Origin of the sequence: Paenibacillus sp. Cedars, assembly GCF_003184205.1 — a bacterium.
Taxonomy (GTDB): domain Bacteria; phylum Bacillota; class Bacilli; order Paenibacillales; family Paenibacillaceae; genus Paenibacillus_AQ; species Paenibacillus_AQ glucanolyticus.
Window position 1 is genome coordinate 1,476,014 of sequence record NZ_CP020866.1, and the last position, 18,125, is coordinate 1,494,138.

An 18,125-nucleotide genomic window follows, 5' to 3' on the forward strand; every position below is an offset into this window, starting at 1 on the left:
ATGGAAAATAGGAGATGATGATCGTTGAACAAAGTAATCGATTATTATAATACGTTTGATGAATGGGGACGGTTGGATAGGGAGCCTGTTGAATTTATCGTTAATCTGCACCATATTTTGGCTATGTTACCTAAGAAAGGCCATGTGCTGGATAATGGAGCTGGTCCTGGGAAATATTCGATGGAGCTGGCGAAGAATGGTTTCGATGTTACCTTAACGGATCTTACGCCAAGACTGGTAGACATTTCGGTTGCAAAGGCAAAAGAATTGAATTTAGAAAAACAGTTTAAAGGCTTTCACAGTGCAGATGCCAAGGATTTGAGTATATTTCATGACGAATTATTCGATGCCTCGTTAATGATGGGACCGTTGTATCATTTGCAGTCGAGGGAAGATAGGGATACGGCAGTACAGGAATTGTACAGGGTTACTCGATCCGGCGGTTACGTATTCGTGGCTTTCATGACGAGAATCCGGCATTTAATGACTTCGTTAATGTACCCTGAACATTGGAAGCCTCATGATCATGTAAGCAGCATTAAGGAGTTTATGAAGACGGGAGTCTTTAATCATAGCGATGAAGGAAGGTTTACCGGAGCGTATTATTACAATATCGAGGATATCAAGCCGTTCATGGAATCGCATGGATTCGAAAGCATCAAGTTGATTGCGTCATCAAGCATAGCGGGGGCGCTCAAGCCGGAGCAGTTTGATTATTGGCGTTCTCGTGGGGAAGACGAATTCCATGAGGTTATGAAGATGATATACCAAGAAGCTGAGAATCCAAGCATCCTGGGGGTTTCATCTCATTTGTTGTATATTGGGCGGAAAAGAACAGAGCATCCGAGCATATAGAGGTTCTTGAATGAGAGAACTTTAGGAGGAATATGAAGATACGGATCCGAAGACTTTTTTTAAGTTACTAGGAGATATTAGAGATCATGTCTGTTGATCGGGTGAGGAAATAAGTGGATTTCAATGTACCGGTTTCGTGGGATACCTACATGATCATACATTGAGAAGGGGAGAACCATGAAAACATGACAAACCTAATCGTACACGAAGTGGCTGACCTGAATGCAGCAGACCTTACCGAGATTTTGAGGGAAAGTACGGAGGAAGGACATAGACACATCAATCGTTTACTCCGAGAATACATAACAGGAACGAACAGGTTTGATCAAGAGTCTGAGGCGTTGTTCGCATGTCGAATGGATCATAGATTGATCGGGATATGCGGATTGAACAGAGATCCTTATGCTGAGGCGAACATTGGCAGGGTTCGAAGGCTCTATGTGTTGAAGGAATTCCGTGGACATGGCGTAGGGCGAAGACTGGTTGAAGCTGTCATTCATATGGCAAGCAGCCATTATAGTAAACTTGTATTAAAAACAGATAATCCCCAAGCGAGTGAATTCTATAAGCGTTTAGGTTTTCGAGAGATTAGCAATAATGGCTTGGTCACACATGAACTCCAGTTTTGATCTAGTCTGTGAGATAAGCCACCTAACATTAGAAAGCTGGAATTGTCGGTATCCCAACAGAAGCGTAACGGTTGGTGATTCTTTAGGAACAAAAAAGAAGGTACTGACATCTTAAGTCGCCATAATGGCGACTTTTTCATCATCTGGGATGAAGACAGGGGATTTGCCAATATTCGCGGCGAAGAAGTAGAAGAATATCTTCTGAAGCAATCATTTTAGGATCATGGAGGTTCACATGAGCGGAAGTCAGTTCATCATCACAGGGACATCGAAAGGAATAGGCGAGCAACTGGCTTGTATGCTTGTCGACAACGGGAATGTCGTGTATGGCATAGCGAGGGGAACATCGGATCGGCTAAGCAGCTCTGCCAATTATAGACACATTGCATACGATCTGAATGATACTTTGGGTCTTGAGAATGTAATGGACAGGCTATTTGAGTTGATTGACCCAGCCCATGCGGATATGATATGTCTCATTAATAATGCGTCGATGCTGGAACCGTTGAAGAGCATTGACTTGTGCGAACCGAAGGATATTCAGATGAACCTGCAGATCAGTCTGATCGCGCCAATGATCTTAACTTCCTCGTTTATCAAGAAAACGGAGGGGCTTTCCATTAGGAAGAAAATCATCAATATCTCGTCAGGATCAGGTGTTTATCCAGCACCCACCATGAGTGTGTATTGTACGGCGAAAGCCGGTATGAATATGTTTACGCAGAGTGTTGGAGCCGAGCAACGGAACCGACAGCACCCGGTAGAGATAATTGCGGTTAATCCCGGAATGGTGGAAACCGATATGCAGAGATTGGCCAGAAGCAAAAATGAGTCCGAATTTGACATGGCCCATGTTTTCGCGCAAGCGCACGAGTCTGGACAGCTGTTGTCTACGGAGGAAATCGGGTTGCATCTGCTGCATATCATCGACAAAGAGTTTGAACCTGGCCAGATTGTGAATTATAACGAGGTTTAAGGCGAAGGTGAAACAGTATATATAGGGTTTCTCGAATAGAGAAACTAGTCATTCATAGGAGGGATATATGGTGATGAGCATCGAGTGGATGATCTGATTTGGATAGCAGCAGTAACTTAACAATTAGAAGTGCTGACCAAGATGAATGATGTTTAAACAAATTGATAAGTTATCAAAAAAACGGGTAGAGGTGAAAAGAATGTCCGAAGTCTCCGTTCGCATAATCGAAAGACATGAACTGCCTAATTTGCTGCAATTGTACAGACATTTGCATGAACAAGATCCCGAATTGGAGCATAATGAACATTTGGCTGGATTATGGGATGAAATGATGCAGGATGATTATATTAACATTCTTGTGGTTGAGCTGGACGGGGAGCTGGTAGCAACGCGTGTACTGAATATATTGAAGAATTTAACTCGTAATGCAAGGCCGTATGCCTTGATTGAGAATGTGGTCACACATAAGGATTATAGAAGGCGAGGGCTTGGACGGAAGCTTCTGAATAAAGCCATTGAGATCTCACAGCAAAGAAATTGCTACAAAATGATGCTGCTGACAGGGCAGCCAGGGGAAGAAGTTCATCAGTTCTATCAAAGCCTAGGCTTTAGAAAAGATGTGAAGACAGGATATAATTTAAAACTCGATTGAAGTAGATGATATATCAATTATCGGAGGAATAGGAGCATGGAAGAGGTCGTTGTCGCAGCGTACGATCCGGTATGGAGTCAAGCGTATGAACGGGAAAAATTAAAAATCATGTCTGCTCTGGAAGGACTCGATGTTCACATCGAACATATTGGGAGCACGTCCATCGAGGGCTTGGGATCAAAGCCGACCATCGATATGATGGCCGGTGTTTTTGAATTATCGCAGGTAAACGATCACTATATAAAGCGTCTGGCCGAGAGCGGATATGAATATGTTTTCAAACCGGAGTTCCCGGAGCGCTTGTTCTTTCGAAGAGGTCCATGGAGAGCGGGTACACATCATTTACATATCTACAAGTATCAAGGCTCGCAGTGGCACGATCAGATTCTGTTCAGGGAGTACCTGAAGAAACATTCGAAGACAAGGGATCAATACTATATGCTGAAAAAAAATCTCGAAATGCAATTCCGGCACGATCGGGTGGCCTACACCAACGGTAAGGCAGATTTCATCCGTGGCGTGATCGAACAGGCTCGAAGGGATATGGAGCTGTTTTAGCTTGTAGAAGATGAGGGGCATGTGAGTTTAAAAAGGGAGTGAGAGAGTTGGCCGAATATGAGTGGGATTCGAGGATTGAATACCTCAGAAATACGAGAGGGTTATATTACAATGATGACTACCTCGAGTTTCTTGTTACGACGGTGTGGAAGATAAACCGCGCCGTGAATATCGTTGATTACGGATGTGGTTATGGATATCTTGGACTTAAACTGCTGCCACTGTTACCTGCAGGCTCAACTTACACGGGCATCGATAAAGGTAATGATTTGCTGAAGGAAGCCAGAGATGTTTTTGGGAAGCTTCCTTATTCGACTGCATTCATTCAAGGAGATATTGAGCACATCGTAGCAGAGCGTGAATATGACATCGCACTCTGTCATGCTTTTCTGCTGCATATGAATCGTCCACAGACCATCCTTCAAAAGATGATCGACAGCGTACAAGACGGTGGCCTTGTTGTTTGTTTTGAACCACATTGGATCGCCAATGCAGCTAATTATGGCTTCGATGAATTACAGCATTCGGAGGTTGTAAGTCTAGGGATATTGCAGAAGCTGTACGAAGCGGGTGCAAACGACAGTGGTAAAGACGGAAACATCGGCATCAAACTCCCGATACTTCTGAGCCAGCTCGGGCTGCGAAACGTCGAGTGCAGAGTGAGCGATAAAGTGAATTTTTTACATCGAAACATGGACGTTTCCGCCAAAGAACAGCTATTCCAATCGCTAAGAGAAGAGGGGATCGGACAAGAACCGGATGATCCCGCAACCATTGTGAAGCAGTTGATGCGGAGAGGTTTAACCGAGGAGGAAGCACAGGCGCAATACGCGGCAGAGCTCAGATTATTTCAGGAGTTTGATGAGAATTCGTATTTAACTTATGCACCGAATATGAAGATTTCTTTTGGCATGGTTAGAACAAATTCAACTTCTTAAGGAGTCCTATGCGTATTGGAGTAGCACGACATTTTAGAGTCAACCATAACCCGCAGCAAACTTGGATGACATCAAGCCAGTTCTAGGACAAAATGATTCCAAAAATAATTCATGGTTACAATTGTAATGAAACGGCTGCCCGCTTGTTGAAATATGATGCCGGATACGTTACCATCATTGAACTAACAATTGTCGTAATCGGCCAGGTAAAGGAGTCGTGAATGCGATGACCAAGGTACTTGTAGTAGATGATGAAGTCAGTATATCAAGCGCTGTGGCTTATGCGCTGCGAAGAGAAGGATACACGGTTGAGACGGCAGGGGATGGGCAAGAAGCGCTTGAACGAGTGGAATCGTTCCATCCCGACGTGATGGTGCTGGATGTGATGATGCCAAGGCTTAGCGGATATGATGTTTGCCGAAAGCTTGAGAACCGGCAGCGTCCGGCCATCCTGTTATTGACCGTAAAGGACGATATCGTTGATAAAGTGCTGGGATTGGAGCTCGGCGCGGACGATTATATGACCAAACCCTTTGATATGCGGGAGATCATTGCCCGAGTGAAGGCGTTGTCACGAAGAAGCCGAACAGTTGAGAATGTTCAGCAGCCAGCCTCGCCACAGAATGAAATCCGAATTTCGGGGCTTGTCATTAACCTGTTAAACCGTACCGTGCATGCCGAAGGCAAGCTGCTGGAGCTGACTCCGAAGGAGTTTGATCTTATAGCTCTCCTGGCACGAAACCCGGAGCGGGTATACTCCAGGGAGGCTTTGCTGGAGCAGGTATGGGATATGGACTTTGCAGGCGGGACACGTACGGTAGATATCCACGTTCAGAGACTGCGTAAGAAACTCGGAGATCTGCATGACGTGATTCAGACCGTGTATGGCATCGGATACAAAAGCACGGAGAGTCCAGCATGAGTCTAAGAAAGGTGCGTTTCGGCTTGAAGTGGAAGGTCGCACTGCTTCTTGCCTTGCTGCTGATCTCAGTGCTCGTTGTTCTGAGCACATTGGTTCTTGCGGGCATACGAGAGGACCAGCGCGTCCGCCTGGAGCAATCCTTCGCTCATGAAGCAGAAGCGGCCAATCTTCGGGTTCATCAGGAGTTTCTGACGAATACGAATAATGAAATGCAGCCGGATGCCTTTATGGAAAGCGTGGGTCAACGGCTTGCAGTGGATCTTGGATCGCAGAGCGGCATGGCTGTCACCTTGTATAAGCTGGATGGTACATTCACGGGGACCTCGCTTCCATTCCAGCCCAAAATGGATGTGAAGGATGCGCTTGCCCACATGGCAGAAGGACGTTCGGCTTATATTACCGAGGGTGATCAACTGCTCTACCTTGCTCCGCTTCGCAATATGGACGAGCAGATCGGAACCATTCAATTCCATGCTTCGCTTGCGGAGCAGCATGCTTTCTATGAGCGAATCCGCAAGCTGTTTCTCGTAACCGGCATGTCAGTACTGGCTGCCGGCTTCCTGATCGGTTATCTGTATGTCTGGCGCCAGGTTCATGTCATCAGCAGATTGAATTTGGCTGCACAGCAAATCGGCGAGGGAGCCTATCTTAGCGAGCCGACGGTCAAGCGAAAGGATGAGCTTGGTGAGCTGGCGCAAGGTATTTTTGAGATGAGCGGGAGAATATCCTCCTCTGTGAGCCAGCTCACAGAGGAGAAGTTGAAGCTGCTTGATGCGATTGAACGGCTGCAAGAGCTGGAACAACAGCAGAAGCAGTTTATCGGGAATATCAGCCATGAATTAAAGACGCCGCTCACTTCGATCCTTGCTTATGCAGATTTGCTTGATTTATATCGTGACGATCCTGAGCTTCTGGAAGAAGCGAGGACTCGGATTCGCAAGGAGGCCCAGCGTTTATACGGCCTGGTGGAGAAGGCGCTTCAGCTATCGTCCATGGATATTTATGAATTCGAAACCCATGCGGAATCCATAGAGCTGAAGCCGATCCTGGAGGAGGCGACAGCTCGTCTTCAGGCTAAGGCAGAGCAGAATAACATTACGATTGAATCCAATCTAACGGATGGCAAGGTATGGGCGGATGCGGATAATCTGATGCATATGATGTTGAACCTGCTGGATAACGGAATTAAATATAACAAGCCCGGTGGAACCGTTACGTTGACAAACGAGGTGCAGGATCAACAAGGCGTTGATCGTATGGTGATTCGTGTCAGCGATACAGGAATCGGAATTCCGGATCATGCCAGAGAACGGATCTTCGATCCGTTTTATACAGTGAGCAGTGACCGATCCAGAGTTTATGGGGGGACTGGCCTGGGGTTATCGCTGGTACGCAGCCTGGCCGAGAAACAGCACGGCTCTGTACATTTAACGGAGACGGGACCGGGCGGCTCTACCTTTATAATTACCTTGCCGATGGATCGGCCGCGTCCAGAGGAGATTAGATCAGCAGAAGAAAGTCCAGACTTGGAATAAGGGTCTGGGCCTTTTTTTGTATAGCAGCACATATGTTTACAAGTTCGTTACAAGCCCGATATGTTATCGATATATTCGCACTCTATACTGAGATCAACTGGGAAACATGAGGCATGCTAAGACATGGTGCTGCTGCCGAAGCTCCCTTTAGGGACCATTTGTAGGAGGAACCTGTTATGAAAAATGTAGTAGGAAAGCATTGTGCCCGATTATTGCCGGTTGTTGTTCTCGCCGCTGCGCTGTCTGCCTGCCAGTCCCAGGATCGGTTAACGATTGTGGAACCGGGCGGCAGCCCTAATATTCAACCACCTGTCTCAAACGCTGGCAGCAATGCTTCGGAGGAGCGCAAGCTCACGGTAGTGGAAGGATCAACAGGGGGGACGAGTCGGGAATTGGTTGTGAATCAGACCCATCGAATCCCATCATCGAACATTGAGGCGTGGTTGTCCGAGAATGAAGTACGGGTTACCACCACCAAAATGGTGAAGGAAGCAACCGAAACGGAAGAACCGAAGTATGCTTATACCACGGAAGCCGTGAATGTAAGCACAGGCGAGCGCCGCGAGATCAAGAATCATGAAGAACAGCATCCAGGTGAACATTACGTCAAGGAAGATGCATCACCGGACGGTAAATACAGTTTCATTCAGAAGTGGAGGGATAAGTACACGGCGGACAATTATATGAAGGATTTGAGCACAGGCAAAAGTGTACTGGTGAAGGGTGACAATTATATGGAGGTGGGGGGGTGGCTCAATTCCGATACCTATGTCCTTGCAGCAGGCTCCATGAGCGGCAAAGGGGAGATTCGTCTTATTTCCACGGACGGTTCATATGAGACCATTTCAATCGAAGATGAGGATGTTGAATCGTATAACCAATTTGGGGCTAGTAAAGGCCGGATATATTATACGGATGTGAACCAAGTGCTTAAGGTTGTTGAACCGGGACAGTCGAAGCCTGTGAGACTCATTGAAAACGTATGGAGCTTTGAAATATCGCCGGACAGCGAATACATCGCCGTCTCTACCGCCACGAAAACGGACGGAGAACAAGGCAGCGAGCTGTTAATTTATGACGCGGCTGGTCGTCTGCAAGGCACGCTTATCGGAAAAGGCGATATGATCTCTTATTTATCCTGGTCGCCGGACTCCTCCAAATTAGCCTTCGACGTTTATTCTGAGAATGAGAGCGGAATGAACGGTGTGTATGTTTTTAATACGGCTTCCGGGAAGGTAAGCTGGATGGCGCCCTATTATTCCTCGGTTCATCCTGCAGCCCATCCACTATATCCTCTGAATTGGAGTCCTACTGGAAAGAGACTAGGGATTACGATTGAGGATAAGGAAGCTTTAATTGCGACTCACGTCATCGATTTTAAATAAAAATATCGCATATAACCATTTTATGGATGAACGATCAACCATTTACTCATCGGTTTGAAATGTCGGTGAGACTACGAGAGGAATGAAGCGAATGAAACAGCTAAGAAAATCAATGGTGGCAGTTGCCGTATTAGGTATGACATTAACGGGAGCAGTCGGCGTATATGCAGGAGCGAACCTGGAGAAAATCTCGGCTTACCTGAATCATGGCATTGGCATCAAAGTCGAAGGTGCAGCCTATAACACAGGTGGGAAGCTGACCCCTATCACCTATAAAAACACTACGTATCTCCCTGTTCGCGCGATTGCGGACGTGCTGAATGTTCCTGTTCAGTACGATGCGAAGAATAACCAGGTGCTGATCGGAAGCCATTCTGGAAACGGACAGACGTCCGAGCTCACCACAGTGAAATACAGCGACGCCCAGTTAAAAGAAATCAAAAGCGCATTCGCTAAATTCGATGGTTTCACAACACTCTATGCTCCTAATCAGATGATCCAAGGGGATGTGTACCAAAAGACAGGGGCATCGGAAGATGGAGTCAATATGGTATTTAAACATATGACGGTCTATATCTCCCCAAGAGACTACTCTCACGGGTATGACAGCACAGCCGTAACACTGTCCAACGGAACCAAAGCTAAATGGTATACGCCGGATGATACGGCTATGCTGGGATTCCAATTCCATGATCGCTTCGTAACGATCAGCTCACCGGATCATTCCTTAAGCAAAGCACAGCTGGAAAAGGTGGCTGTAAGTGTCGCTCAAGTGAAGTAATATATAGAGACTATAGAAGAGATATGAATGAGAGATTGAAAAAGGTTGAACAGCGGTTCATACAAAGAAGCAAGCAGGATCCTGTACGGGATCCTGCTTGCTTTTTCATTGTACTAGAATAAGTCCTCAGAGATATTTCCTGGGCAATCTATTCTGGTAAACGATGGGATTTCATGGAGCGAATAGTTCAAATAGAGTTTTCAAACACGTTGCAATAACAGGTATCCGCTAATGTTGGATGTTCTTTTGCGGAATACGATTTTGAATCCTACATCATTATCCAGCAAGCAGGCCAAGGCTGTGCTTAATAACGCATTCGGTGTCAAATCTGCTCTGCAAGGTGAAGAGCTGCCGATTACGCGCGCAGCAAGAATTCTGCGAGGAGAGCCAACAACGAGAGGGTTTCTTGACCAGTTGATTAATACAAGATCCGGCTGGGGAACAGCATTGACAGAAGCCATATGAATCACCTCTTCACTATAGTAGAATCACTATAGTAAATGATAAAGTGATCCGATATGTGCTAAATAAAAGGCGGAGCTGTTTATATAACCTGCCATTTGGGACGGGAAGACTTTATCTAAATCCGTTTAATCCCACATAAACTCGGGATCTGTATGGTATTATTTGGATGGGTGTGTTATAGAAGGAATTTGTGGGTGAGTGAGGGAGTATGAGAACAGTTAAATTTATCATGATCACGTTGAGCTTATGCATATTCGTCCTGGGAAGTACATGGTATGTATTATTTACAGGAGAGGATGCGAATACGGTCATCATTGAACGATCGGATATTCCTGCAACGCTGAATGTCCCGGATGAACCTGCTATACCTTCTTGGCAGATTGATAGAATAGAAGCCTATAACGATCATTTCACCTCGCCCTATTGTCGCATTTTCTTCTCAAACGGGATTGTATTAGTTATTTCCCAGGGCTCGATCCAGTACCCCGAAATGACGGAGCAGGCAGAGGATTTTGGTAATTTTTCAGTGACGGTTTATACAGATTTCAACAAAAAGGTATATCAATATCGTCTGAGCGGACTGCTCTATTCATACCTAACGAAGCAGGGAGAATCCGAAGAAATATTGAGGGAGTACCTCGAATTCAAAGAGAGATCACTTATTTAAAGGATGTGCCTTAGGGGGACATACGTATTATTTTCTTATAAAATGCCTGATGTAGAAACATGCCGTCAGGTTGATGAAGGAAGGATATGGATATATGGAAGAGTCAGTGCAGCAGACTCATCGGGTATTTTCTTTGCTTCAAGCTGATCCTATCATGTATTCCAAGTACTTTGCGACTTATCGGAAAAATGTTTGGTTCAGGCCGAGTTGGTTGCACCTGCAGCAGATGATGCGGGATACGGATGGCTGCTATTGGATCATGTCAGAAGGCACTATAACGGCTGGGATATCCATATCGGAGAATGCACTGGGCTCACTGTTTGTAATCCCTCCATTCCATTTCTCTCAATCCATAGCCGCTTATTTGAAGGAATATATCATAGAGAGAACAAGCGGGATTGACAGAATACATGCATACAATGTATTACCTGAACATATTGCTGCATTCGCAGCAGAAGGCTTCGAGCCTGTGCAATCAAGGAAATGCATGATTCGTCCTACTGAGGATATACCGATTCAGCTTCTTCCAAGGACGTATAAGTGTCTGCAACCATCGCCTGCTGTTCGGATGCACATAACAAGGCTTATACTGGATTCCTATCATGATCATATAGATAGCAGGGACCATCAGTGTTTTACTCAGGACATCCTTGATTATTTTGAGCATCATTCAACTGCCGATCTATTGGAAGCTTCATCAATGATCGTTGATGAGCAAACCGAAGAATTCGTAGGTGTTTGTTTAGTATCGCTATGGGAAGGTCTTCCGTTAATTTATGAAATTGCAATTAAACCTGGCCACAGGGGGAAGGGACTAGCGAAGCATATGCTGCGTAAAGCCATTCATGAATTAAATAACCATTATTATGTACTGCGATTATTTGTAACTACAGGGAATCCTGCGGAGGGATTGTATCAGAAGCTGGGTTTCTTGCCGGGAGACGAATTGACGAGCATGGTCTGCACAACCAATCCAATGAGCAAGTCAGAAGGAGTATGACATGATTAGACTGCAACCTGTTAACCAGGAGAATTGGACGGAATGCATTAAACTGAAAGCGAAACCGGAGCAGGAAAGCTTTATTGCTTCCAATCTGTATTCGATTGCCCAGTTCCAATTCCTTGAGAATTTTGAGGCGATGGCTATTTACAATGATCAGACGATGGTCGGTTTTGCAATGTACGGCTTGGATTCGGATGACGGAAACTACTGGATTTATCGATACATGATAGATGGGCATCATCAATGGAAGGGGTACGGCAAAGAGGCTTTGCGGTTCATAATTGAAGAAATCCGCAACAAACCTGATCGGACGAATGTCCTCATACTGAGTTTTGACCCGAAGAACGAACAGGCAAGACAGCTGTACGTGAAAGCAGGTTTTGAGGAGATCGGGGTTATGCCGTGGTCTGCAGGAGAATCTGTAGCCAAACTTAATTTATAATTCGATAGGTAACCTGAGGGAGACTGATGTACCAAGATGCAAACAATGAATCGCTGCAGCTGTTTTCTAATAGGAAAGGGAGTGTTAGCTGTATACAACAGCTGCACTCCCTTTGTATTGAGCTAATAGATGGGGCTCTTATTCCAATAATTTGGTGAAGTCCTGTAAGGTATCGGCATAATAATACTGAACTTCAATGCTATTATTATCGTTGGTGGCTTTTTGACCCTTGCTCCGAATGATTGGAAAGAATTCTGCATAGTGTGCGCCATTCAGGGATATTCGAACAGGCTGTTTAGGATTGCTCAATTGTTCGTAAGTGTAATAGGAAGGCTCCCCGTTTATGTTGATCTGCAAGTCGAGTTTCTCTGAAGCGTTCATGGCGAGATAGAACTCCGAGGCGCCATCGGGATTCATCAGAGCAAAATCAGAAACCGGACTTACTCCGTGTCCCGATCGCGATCCTGCATACATGTAGACTTTTGTTCCGTTCGGAATGAGATCGTCCTGCGACGGTGCCTTAATATAGCTGGCGCCTTCATAGTAGTTGTATATGCGATGCAGAATGACCGAGGTTTCGGCTAAGGTCACCTTTTGATTTGGACGAAAATATCCTTTTGCGTCGGGCTTCATGATGCTAGCCTCGGCAAAACCGAGCAGGGCATAGGCTTTGACGTAATCAAGGTCCGAAGCTAGCGAAGGCCCCCATTTTTTGTCTTGCAGCAACCCAATTTCAGGCGCTAACGGCTGATAAGCATACTTCCATTTTTCATATTGGTTGTAGGAATTGAAATATCTTTTGGGGATATCCTTAAACGAACGAAGTCTGGCAATATCTTCACCCTCCGGTAGTACCAGTGCGTAACCGATATCTTTAAAGAGCGCATTCAGCGTAATCAACAGGTCCCAGCGTGTTAACACTTTCTCCGGCTGGTAAGTGAATGTTTCATTGTGATAATTTATTTTGTCGGCTGCTTCAATTAGCCCGCTAGACATGCTGCCGTAAACATCCTTGAAAATGGGATAGGACGAGTGTCCATTGGGCACGCCCGGAATGTTGACTTTCTTGTCGCTGGGAACCCGGAATTCGGGAAACAGCCGATGAACCATAAGTGTAAGATCGGTCTTGGTCACCATCTTGCCTAATGTTTGGGTTCGATACTCCATATTCTCAAATACCCCTTGAGACCTAAGAAAATCAACGGATTTCTCGGCCCAGGCATATTTGGATGTGCTGGGTTCCGCTGCACTTGCCATAGACGTTATGCATAGTGATAGAATAAGAGTTAAAGCGAATAATCGGCGCCACCTTTTTAACAACATGATTGCCTCCTGTATGTCTCTATGTATTGGTTTTATATTCCACTATTGTAGACGACAAATTATGACAATATCAATTGTTTTTTATTACGAAAGACCTATTCAGGGATTTTTAATAGAAGAGTGGCCGTTGACTTTATCATTCAAAATGGTAATATTTTAAGTCATTAGATCAAGTGAGTATTTCTGTTTATTCATATAACAACAGGATTCTGCTATCTTTAAATAGGATTGCATCTGATGACGGAGGAGGGAACGCATGGGAATAGATTGGTACGACATGATCGCACGCCGGAACGGTGGATACCAAGGAAGAGCGAAATACACGGTGGTCGGAAGGTCGGCTGAGGACGTGTACGAGGAGCGATTGGTAGAGATGCTGCCAACATTTCGTTCGGTGCTGGATGCAGGCTGCGGACATGGTGAATTCACGCTCAAGATGTCCAGACATGCAGAGCAAATCACAGGTTTTGACAACTCCGCGGAGATGATTCGAATATCCCAATCCCTACTGGAATCCAGCGGAATCGGTAATGTTGAATTTGTGTATGCCACCACGAAGGCGGAGCTGCCTTTTCATGATGGCCAGTTTGATTTCATATATGATCGGCGGGGTCCAACCTCCATCCTGGAGCATCCGCGAATTCTGTGTTCTGGCGGAACCATCTTCGGCATACATACTGATGTGACTGACGTGAGAAGACGATTGTCCGAGAATGGCTACGTTGATGTAACGATCGAAGAATTTAATGAAGCGGTAACTTACTTCCCTAGTGGGGTTGAATTTGCATTAAATTTGTCGGATACGCCTGGTAATCCCGATTTCACCTTGCCGGAACGAAAGGGTGAGCTTGAAGCCAAGATACGGGAGAATCAAATCGATGGGCGGCTGGGGGTCCGTGAGCTCAAATATATATGGAAGGCAACGAAGGCATGAAACAAAGATCTTTTATCATACCTGATAAGGAGTGATTGGATATGGATCATGATTTCAACCGACAATGGCTGATTACGAAGTTCGACAACATCCGCAGCCGTACGCTCAAAGCGCTGGTGCAGTTGAACGATGAGCAAGTCAATTGGAGGCCAAGACCTTCAAGTTTAAGCATATCTACGCTGATCAGGCATATCGATGGTAATATGAAGGAGCGAGTAACGAAGGGGATTCTGCATCAAGACGTTATGCGGAACCGGGAGGAAGAATTGACCCAGACGTTTGTAAGCCGGGATGATTTGATCCAAATCGTGAAGAACCGGTTCCAGTTCCTTATAGACACAGTAAGCTCCATGTCGAATGACGATTTTGAACAGGTTCAATCGGTAAGGGGGACGGAGAGAACGAATCTGGATATTCTGCATCAATGCGCCACGCATTATTCGGAGCATATGGGTCAAATTTTTTATATCGCCAAACAGTGTTTAGAGGCCCAATATAAATCCACATCGATTTAGTATGAAAGTCCCCCTTAGCTGGTGTGTATGTCCAGCTGTTTAGGGGGACTTTTTGAATTGAGAAATATTCAACTAAGAAAAAATGAGATCAATCCAGCGCAGGGGTTACGCTGGCCTTCAGCTCATTCCCGCTGGTGGTCCAGTTCACATGGGCTCCAAATAGAACGGGAATACTCCGGATCGGAATCAGGGTGACGCCGTCCTTCATCATTGCGGCATCGCTGTTGTAGACCGCCTTGCCGTCCATTTCAAAGATAGCCTGCCCGATCGGGACCGTCACAGTCTTGCCGTCGGCTGAAGCAAGGGCGGCATATTTCTTAGGGTCCCACTTCACTTCATATCCCAAACCCTCAGCCACCGAGCGAAGGGGAACGTAGAACTCGTCATTAATGATGGAGGAAGGCAGGGTGGAACCATGGATGGCGATGGAGAGCTTGAGATTGTTGATGAAATGCCTCTTATGGATGAGGGCATGTATTCCCTTCGTTTTGTCCACAACCTGGGAGACTTCGTAGTCCGTGGCGGCACTCATGTAAGCATAGGCTGTTGCGCGATCCATTCCAAGCTTCTCATTCAGGAAACCAAGCGCTTCACGTACCGCTTCCTTCATGGCCTCATCCAGATCTGCGTCAAGACCGACGGGAATCCAGTAATCCTCGGTTTCGGCAAAAGGCTGCTTGAGCTCGGCTCGCGGAAGGGAGGGATCTCCCGGCTTTAGCACAGTTAATCGGAAGGTACCGCGAAGGGAGGCCTCCATCGCAGTCAATGCGACTTCGCCGTCTCCTTGTGCAAAGTGAGGGTCTCCGGTATAGAAGAGTCCGCCTTTAACCTGGATCGGCAGATACAGGGTCGAGCCGACACCGAGCTCGTTGATATCGATATTCCCTCCCGTTTCGATCGGCGGGACACTGCTTACTTTTTCGCTGGTATCTGGCGCCACGCCCATAAGGCCCATGAAAGGTTTAAGGGGAAAGCGCACCTGGCCGCCCTTTTCAATGGGAAGCACGCCATAGAGCTTGCCGTTGATTTCTTCTACCGGTGTAAATTTGGATATATTTTGATATAACTCGGGATTCGACGCGTTTGCTCCTTCCTTGCGCCCCTCATTCTCTGGATATTCACCGGGAAGTGCGCCCTTGTAATGCCGATTGGAAATGACGCCATAGGGAACTCGGGGAGTAAGAGACAGCACTTCAACCTTCAATACGTCACCAGGCTCAGCCCCCTGAATGTCGATGGGCCCCGTTACCACATGCGGACCATCTGCGTCAAAATCATGCGGAAGATCAGATGCGGCAATCGCTTTAGCATCATTAAGCACCTGATCCGGCTGGATACCGAATGAAGCAAAATACTTCTCCGGATCCCGTCCTTGGTCTTCGAGAATTCCCTCATGGGATAATGTATCAAAAGTGATGGTGCTGCCGGAGGAGACAGTCAGGATGGATTTGCTGTCCCGATTCGGCAGAAACCCCCAGCTGATGTTCTCCAGGGAACTGGGAACGTAATAATCCGCTTTGATCTGATCTTTGCTAACGGATTGCAGGATAGGAAACGACGTATTCCCTGCGGCATGTGCGGGTACAGCTGTCAACAAAGTGAGGCAGCATAAAGCAACAGTTAGTGATCTACGCGTTGTTGTTCTCATCAATGGCATATTATCTCCCCTAACTCGTATGTATAATATCAATCTAGCAGCATTATACATCGGAATTATGAGAATTAACAATATTTATGTAATATATTATAACATAAATAGGATGAATTAATTACATAGAACTAAATGGTATAAGTTGAATTACCTAAGAAAACCTTCCATACCCCTTGTGATACGGAAGGTTCATGGAAGGTTTGAGTGATCTTCATAATCATTTTAAGGCTGACCAGGCGAAGGGGCTTGGTGAGTCTCCTTTTTCTGCATGATGCTGGTAAGCGGCAGAGGCTTCAGGTAGGTGATCGATTCGTTGACGCCGGCATCCAGCTGCCCGTTATTGAATTGCACTCCGACGAGATGCGTACCCGAAGGGGATGAAATACCTAACGAGCGTCCACTGGTGGAGGTGCCGTTCAATCCCTGATTGTTGCCCGGCGTGAAGACGGCAAGCAGCTGAGAAGGCGAGAGGTCGTTCTCATTCGCGTTATACTTGGCAAGGAACTGCTTCCTGCTCAGGTCATAACAGCAAGGCTGCTTCTTGATCCAGATGACCTTGGTTTCGTTGGGACGAATGATGGTGTCCGTGCTGTATCGGTCCTTTGCAATCGTCCAGCGGTTGGACTTCGATTTGTCGAATGGAAGAGCAGGGTCGTAATAATAGTAGATTTGGTACCCTTCCAGATCGATCTCCCGGTCATGGGGATTGTAAATCTCCACATAATTGTAATTGCCTTGATCGCTGGAGTTAGCCACGACTTCCGTGATGTGCAGGGCGGTGGTCAAAGGGAGCTTGGGTACTGTTTCCTCCGTGGTTTTGTTGGTCTTCTGCAGCGTGCCCGTGATCATGATCGGATAATGGTCGCTTGGGTATTGCCCCTCCTCATTGTAGTTAATAATCTCGCTGTGCAGGACATTCCATCCCGTGCTATGCAGAATCCAGTCAATCCGGTTACCGCTGCCGCCACCCGTAGGGTCCTTGTAATTATGGAAGGTCCCCAGGTCATCGTTAGTATGCTTCTTGGCGGTGATGTGTCCATCCGACAGCCCATTGCTTGTAAAAATAGAATACGTATCGCTTCCCGGAACGGTATTGAAATCGCCCGTCATAACCACGGGGATATCTGGTGCAAAGCCCTTCATTTTATCGATAATGAGCGCTGCGCTCTTCTGCCGGGAAACCTCGGATTGATGATCCAGATGCGTGTTTACCATATAAAAGGTTTTGCCGTTCCTCAGGTCCTGGAAGCGGACCCAGGTTACCATGCGCGGGATCTGATTTCCCCAGCTTGCAGAGCTGATGATCTGCGGGGTGTCCGACAGCCAAAAGTGCGACTGCTCCAAAGGCTTAAGCCGATCCATTTTATAAAAAACAGCCATATATTCTCCGAACTCCCCGCCTTCGCGGCCAACTCCGATTCGGCCATATCCCGGGAGGTCGTTCTCCAAATCAACGATTTGGCGGTGAAGGCCTTCCTGAGTTCCGATGACATCCGGTTGATTCTCTAATATCAAGTTCCTCATCACCGGTCGCCGGTTCTCCCATGGCTGATCATCATTCGCAGCATAGCGCAGGTTAAAACTCATGATCCGCAGTGGACCTGATGAAGTTTCAGCTGTGCCTGCCGGCGCACTGGCAGCGGAGAGAGACGTTGTTGTCAGAAATGTAAGCATCATGAACAGGCTGGTGATTTTGGGGATTCTCATAAGGGTTCCTCCTTTGTCATGTGCGAGACTCGTAAATCTTCTAAAAATTAGATGTATCCTGCTGTCCTCCTTTCCTGATTTGCCCATATCATAACCTATTTCTGGCAGGCAGCGTATTTACAATATTTTAGGTTTTTGCTTTGGTTTTGGATGTTCGTGGAGGAAATGGGTGAGCGTATACGGAATA

The 18,125-nt window shown here is 46.4% G+C and carries 19 protein-coding genes; 16 read left to right on the forward strand and 3 right to left on the reverse strand.

The genetic code is table 11. The annotated features are described in order from the left end of the window. Positions 1 to 24: 24 nt before the first annotated feature. From B9D94_RS08490 to B9D94_RS08555, 14 genes are all read left to right on the forward strand, one after another. Entirely contained in the window at positions 25 to 855 is an 831-nt protein-coding gene (locus tag B9D94_RS08490) for a class I SAM-dependent methyltransferase (RefSeq protein ID WP_006211597.1), read from the forward strand. Between the two features lie 185 nt (positions 856 to 1,040). Further along, positions 1,041 to 1,484 (forward strand): GNAT family N-acetyltransferase, encoded by a 444-nt coding sequence (locus B9D94_RS08495; protein ID WP_063480161.1) that lies wholly within the window; start codon positions 1,041 to 1,043, stop codon positions 1,482 to 1,484. Between the two features lie 235 nt (positions 1,485 to 1,719). After that, positions 1,720 to 2,460, forward strand: coding sequence for an SDR family NAD(P)-dependent oxidoreductase (locus tag B9D94_RS08500; RefSeq protein ID WP_148246818.1), 741 nt, complete (start codon positions 1,720 to 1,722; stop codon positions 2,458 to 2,460). A gap of 199 nt (positions 2,461 to 2,659) precedes the next feature. Further along, positions 2,660 to 3,112 carry a GNAT family N-acetyltransferase gene (locus tag B9D94_RS08505; protein WP_253806121.1) on the forward strand — a complete coding sequence of 151 codons (453 nt, stop codon included), beginning with the start codon at positions 2,660 to 2,662 and terminating at the stop codon, positions 3,110 to 3,112. Between the two features lie 36 nt (positions 3,113 to 3,148). Beyond that, entirely contained in the window at positions 3,149 to 3,670 is a 522-nt protein-coding gene (locus tag B9D94_RS08510) for a GrpB family protein (protein WP_063480157.1), read from the forward strand. 47 nt (positions 3,671 to 3,717) lie between these two features. Further along, a complete protein-coding gene (locus B9D94_RS08515) occupies positions 3,718 to 4,608 on the forward strand; it encodes a class I SAM-dependent methyltransferase (protein WP_148248742.1) in 891 nt (296 codons plus the stop codon). A 226-nt stretch (positions 4,609 to 4,834) separates the two neighbouring features. Then, positions 4,835 to 5,530 carry a response regulator transcription factor gene (locus B9D94_RS08520; RefSeq protein ID WP_006211593.1) on the forward strand — a complete coding sequence of 232 codons (696 nt, stop codon included), beginning with the start codon at positions 4,835 to 4,837 and terminating at the stop codon, positions 5,528 to 5,530. Then, positions 5,527 to 7,065, forward strand: coding sequence for a sensor histidine kinase (locus tag B9D94_RS08525; RefSeq protein WP_148246819.1), 1,539 nt, complete (start codon positions 5,527 to 5,529; stop codon positions 7,063 to 7,065). The genes B9D94_RS08520 and B9D94_RS08525 overlap by 4 nt, the downstream gene beginning before the upstream one ends. Positions 7,066 to 7,241: 176 nt before the next feature. Continuing rightward, complete coding sequence (locus B9D94_RS08530; RefSeq protein WP_148246820.1) at positions 7,242 to 8,450, forward strand: WD40 repeat domain-containing protein; 1,209 nt, start codon at positions 7,242 to 7,244, stop codon at positions 8,448 to 8,450. Between the two features lie 91 nt (positions 8,451 to 8,541). Next, a complete protein-coding gene (locus B9D94_RS08535; protein ID WP_148246821.1) occupies positions 8,542 to 9,231 on the forward strand; it encodes a stalk domain-containing protein in 690 nt (229 codons plus the stop codon). Positions 9,232 to 9,462: 231 nt separating this feature from the next. After that, on the forward strand, positions 9,463 to 9,696 hold the full coding sequence (locus tag B9D94_RS30925) for a hypothetical protein (RefSeq protein WP_006211589.1): 234 nt from the start codon (positions 9,463 to 9,465) through the stop codon (positions 9,694 to 9,696). A 208-nt stretch (positions 9,697 to 9,904) separates the two neighbouring features. Beyond that, the gene (locus B9D94_RS08545; protein WP_148246822.1) at positions 9,905 to 10,363 is read left to right on the forward strand and encodes a hypothetical protein; all 459 of its coding nucleotides are present in this window, start codon (positions 9,905 to 9,907) and stop codon (positions 10,361 to 10,363) included. Positions 10,364 to 10,457: 94 nt separating this feature from the next. Next, complete coding sequence (locus B9D94_RS08550) at positions 10,458 to 11,363, forward strand: GNAT family N-acetyltransferase (RefSeq protein WP_172963923.1); 906 nt, start codon at positions 10,458 to 10,460, stop codon at positions 11,361 to 11,363. A 1-nt stretch (position 11,364) separates the two neighbouring features. Then, positions 11,365 to 11,808 (forward strand): GNAT family N-acetyltransferase, encoded by a 444-nt coding sequence (locus B9D94_RS08555; protein ID WP_148246824.1) that lies wholly within the window; start codon positions 11,365 to 11,367, stop codon positions 11,806 to 11,808. Between the two features lie 138 nt (positions 11,809 to 11,946). On the opposite strand, the gene B9D94_RS08560 is transcribed toward B9D94_RS08555, so the two are convergent. Beyond that, a complete protein-coding gene (locus B9D94_RS08560; RefSeq protein WP_253806122.1) occupies positions 11,947 to 12,975 on the reverse strand; it encodes an S-layer homology domain-containing protein in 1,029 nt (342 codons plus the stop codon). Between the two features lie 412 nt (positions 12,976 to 13,387). On the opposite strand from B9D94_RS08560, the gene B9D94_RS08565 reads away from it, so the two are divergent. Both B9D94_RS08565 and B9D94_RS08570 read left to right on the forward strand, forming a co-directional pair. After that, entirely contained in the window at positions 13,388 to 14,065 is a 678-nt protein-coding gene (locus tag B9D94_RS08565) for a class I SAM-dependent methyltransferase (RefSeq protein ID WP_063480149.1), read from the forward strand. 41 nt (positions 14,066 to 14,106) lie between these two features. Beyond that, a complete protein-coding gene (locus B9D94_RS08570) occupies positions 14,107 to 14,580 on the forward strand; it encodes a DinB family protein (RefSeq protein ID WP_148246826.1) in 474 nt (157 codons plus the stop codon). An 88-nt stretch (positions 14,581 to 14,668) separates the two neighbouring features. On the opposite strand, the gene B9D94_RS08575 is transcribed toward B9D94_RS08570, so the two are convergent. Both B9D94_RS08575 and B9D94_RS08580 read right to left on the reverse strand, forming a co-directional pair. Next, positions 14,669 to 16,237 (reverse strand): acetamidase/formamidase family protein, encoded by a 1,569-nt coding sequence (locus B9D94_RS08575; RefSeq protein ID WP_172963924.1) that lies wholly within the window; start codon positions 16,235 to 16,237, stop codon positions 14,669 to 14,671. Positions 16,238 to 16,453: 216 nt separating this feature from the next. Next, on the reverse strand, positions 16,454 to 17,938 hold the full coding sequence (locus B9D94_RS08580) for an endonuclease/exonuclease/phosphatase family protein (RefSeq protein WP_148246827.1): 1,485 nt from the start codon (positions 17,936 to 17,938) through the stop codon (positions 16,454 to 16,456). Positions 17,939 to 18,125: the final 187 nt, after the last annotated feature.

Bases quoted from the DNA above. Each gene is read 5' to 3' on its own strand.
- B9D94_RS08495 (WP_063480161.1), top strand. From the start codon at position 1,041: ATGACAAACCTAATCGTACACGAAGTGGCTGACCTGAATGCAGCAGAC.
- B9D94_RS08500 (WP_148246818.1), top strand. From the start codon at position 1,720: ATGAGCGGAAGTCAGTTCATCATCACAGGGACATCGAAAGGAATAGGC.
- B9D94_RS08505 (WP_253806121.1), top strand. From the start codon at position 2,660: ATGTCCGAAGTCTCCGTTCGCATAATCGAAAGACATGAACTGCCTAAT.
- B9D94_RS08510 (WP_063480157.1), top strand. From the start codon at position 3,149: ATGGAAGAGGTCGTTGTCGCAGCGTACGATCCGGTATGGAGTCAAGCG.
- B9D94_RS08520 (WP_006211593.1), top strand. From the start codon at position 4,835: ATGACCAAGGTACTTGTAGTAGATGATGAAGTCAGTATATCAAGCGCT.
- B9D94_RS08525 (WP_148246819.1), top strand. From the start codon at position 5,527: ATGAGTCTAAGAAAGGTGCGTTTCGGCTTGAAGTGGAAGGTCGCACTG.
- B9D94_RS08530 (WP_148246820.1), top strand. From the start codon at position 7,242: ATGAAAAATGTAGTAGGAAAGCATTGTGCCCGATTATTGCCGGTTGTT.
- B9D94_RS08535 (WP_148246821.1), top strand. From the start codon at position 8,542: ATGAAACAGCTAAGAAAATCAATGGTGGCAGTTGCCGTATTAGGTATG.
- B9D94_RS30925 (WP_006211589.1), top strand. From the start codon at position 9,463: ATGTTGGATGTTCTTTTGCGGAATACGATTTTGAATCCTACATCATTA.
- B9D94_RS08545 (WP_148246822.1), top strand. From the start codon at position 9,905: ATGAGAACAGTTAAATTTATCATGATCACGTTGAGCTTATGCATATTC.
- B9D94_RS08550 (WP_172963923.1), top strand. From the start codon at position 10,458: ATGGAAGAGTCAGTGCAGCAGACTCATCGGGTATTTTCTTTGCTTCAA.
- B9D94_RS08555 (WP_148246824.1), top strand. From the start codon at position 11,365: ATGATTAGACTGCAACCTGTTAACCAGGAGAATTGGACGGAATGCATT.
- B9D94_RS08560 (WP_253806122.1), bottom strand. From the start codon at position 12,975: ATGGAGTATCGAACCCAAACATTAGGCAAGATGGTGACCAAGACCGAT.
- B9D94_RS08565 (WP_063480149.1), top strand. From the start codon at position 13,388: ATGGGAATAGATTGGTACGACATGATCGCACGCCGGAACGGTGGATAC.
- B9D94_RS08570 (WP_148246826.1), top strand. From the start codon at position 14,107: ATGGATCATGATTTCAACCGACAATGGCTGATTACGAAGTTCGACAAC.
- B9D94_RS08575 (WP_172963924.1), bottom strand. From the start codon at position 16,237: ATGCCATTGATGAGAACAACAACGCGTAGATCACTAACTGTTGCTTTA.
- B9D94_RS08580 (WP_148246827.1), bottom strand. From the start codon at position 17,938: ATGAGAATCCCCAAAATCACCAGCCTGTTCATGATGCTTACATTTCTG.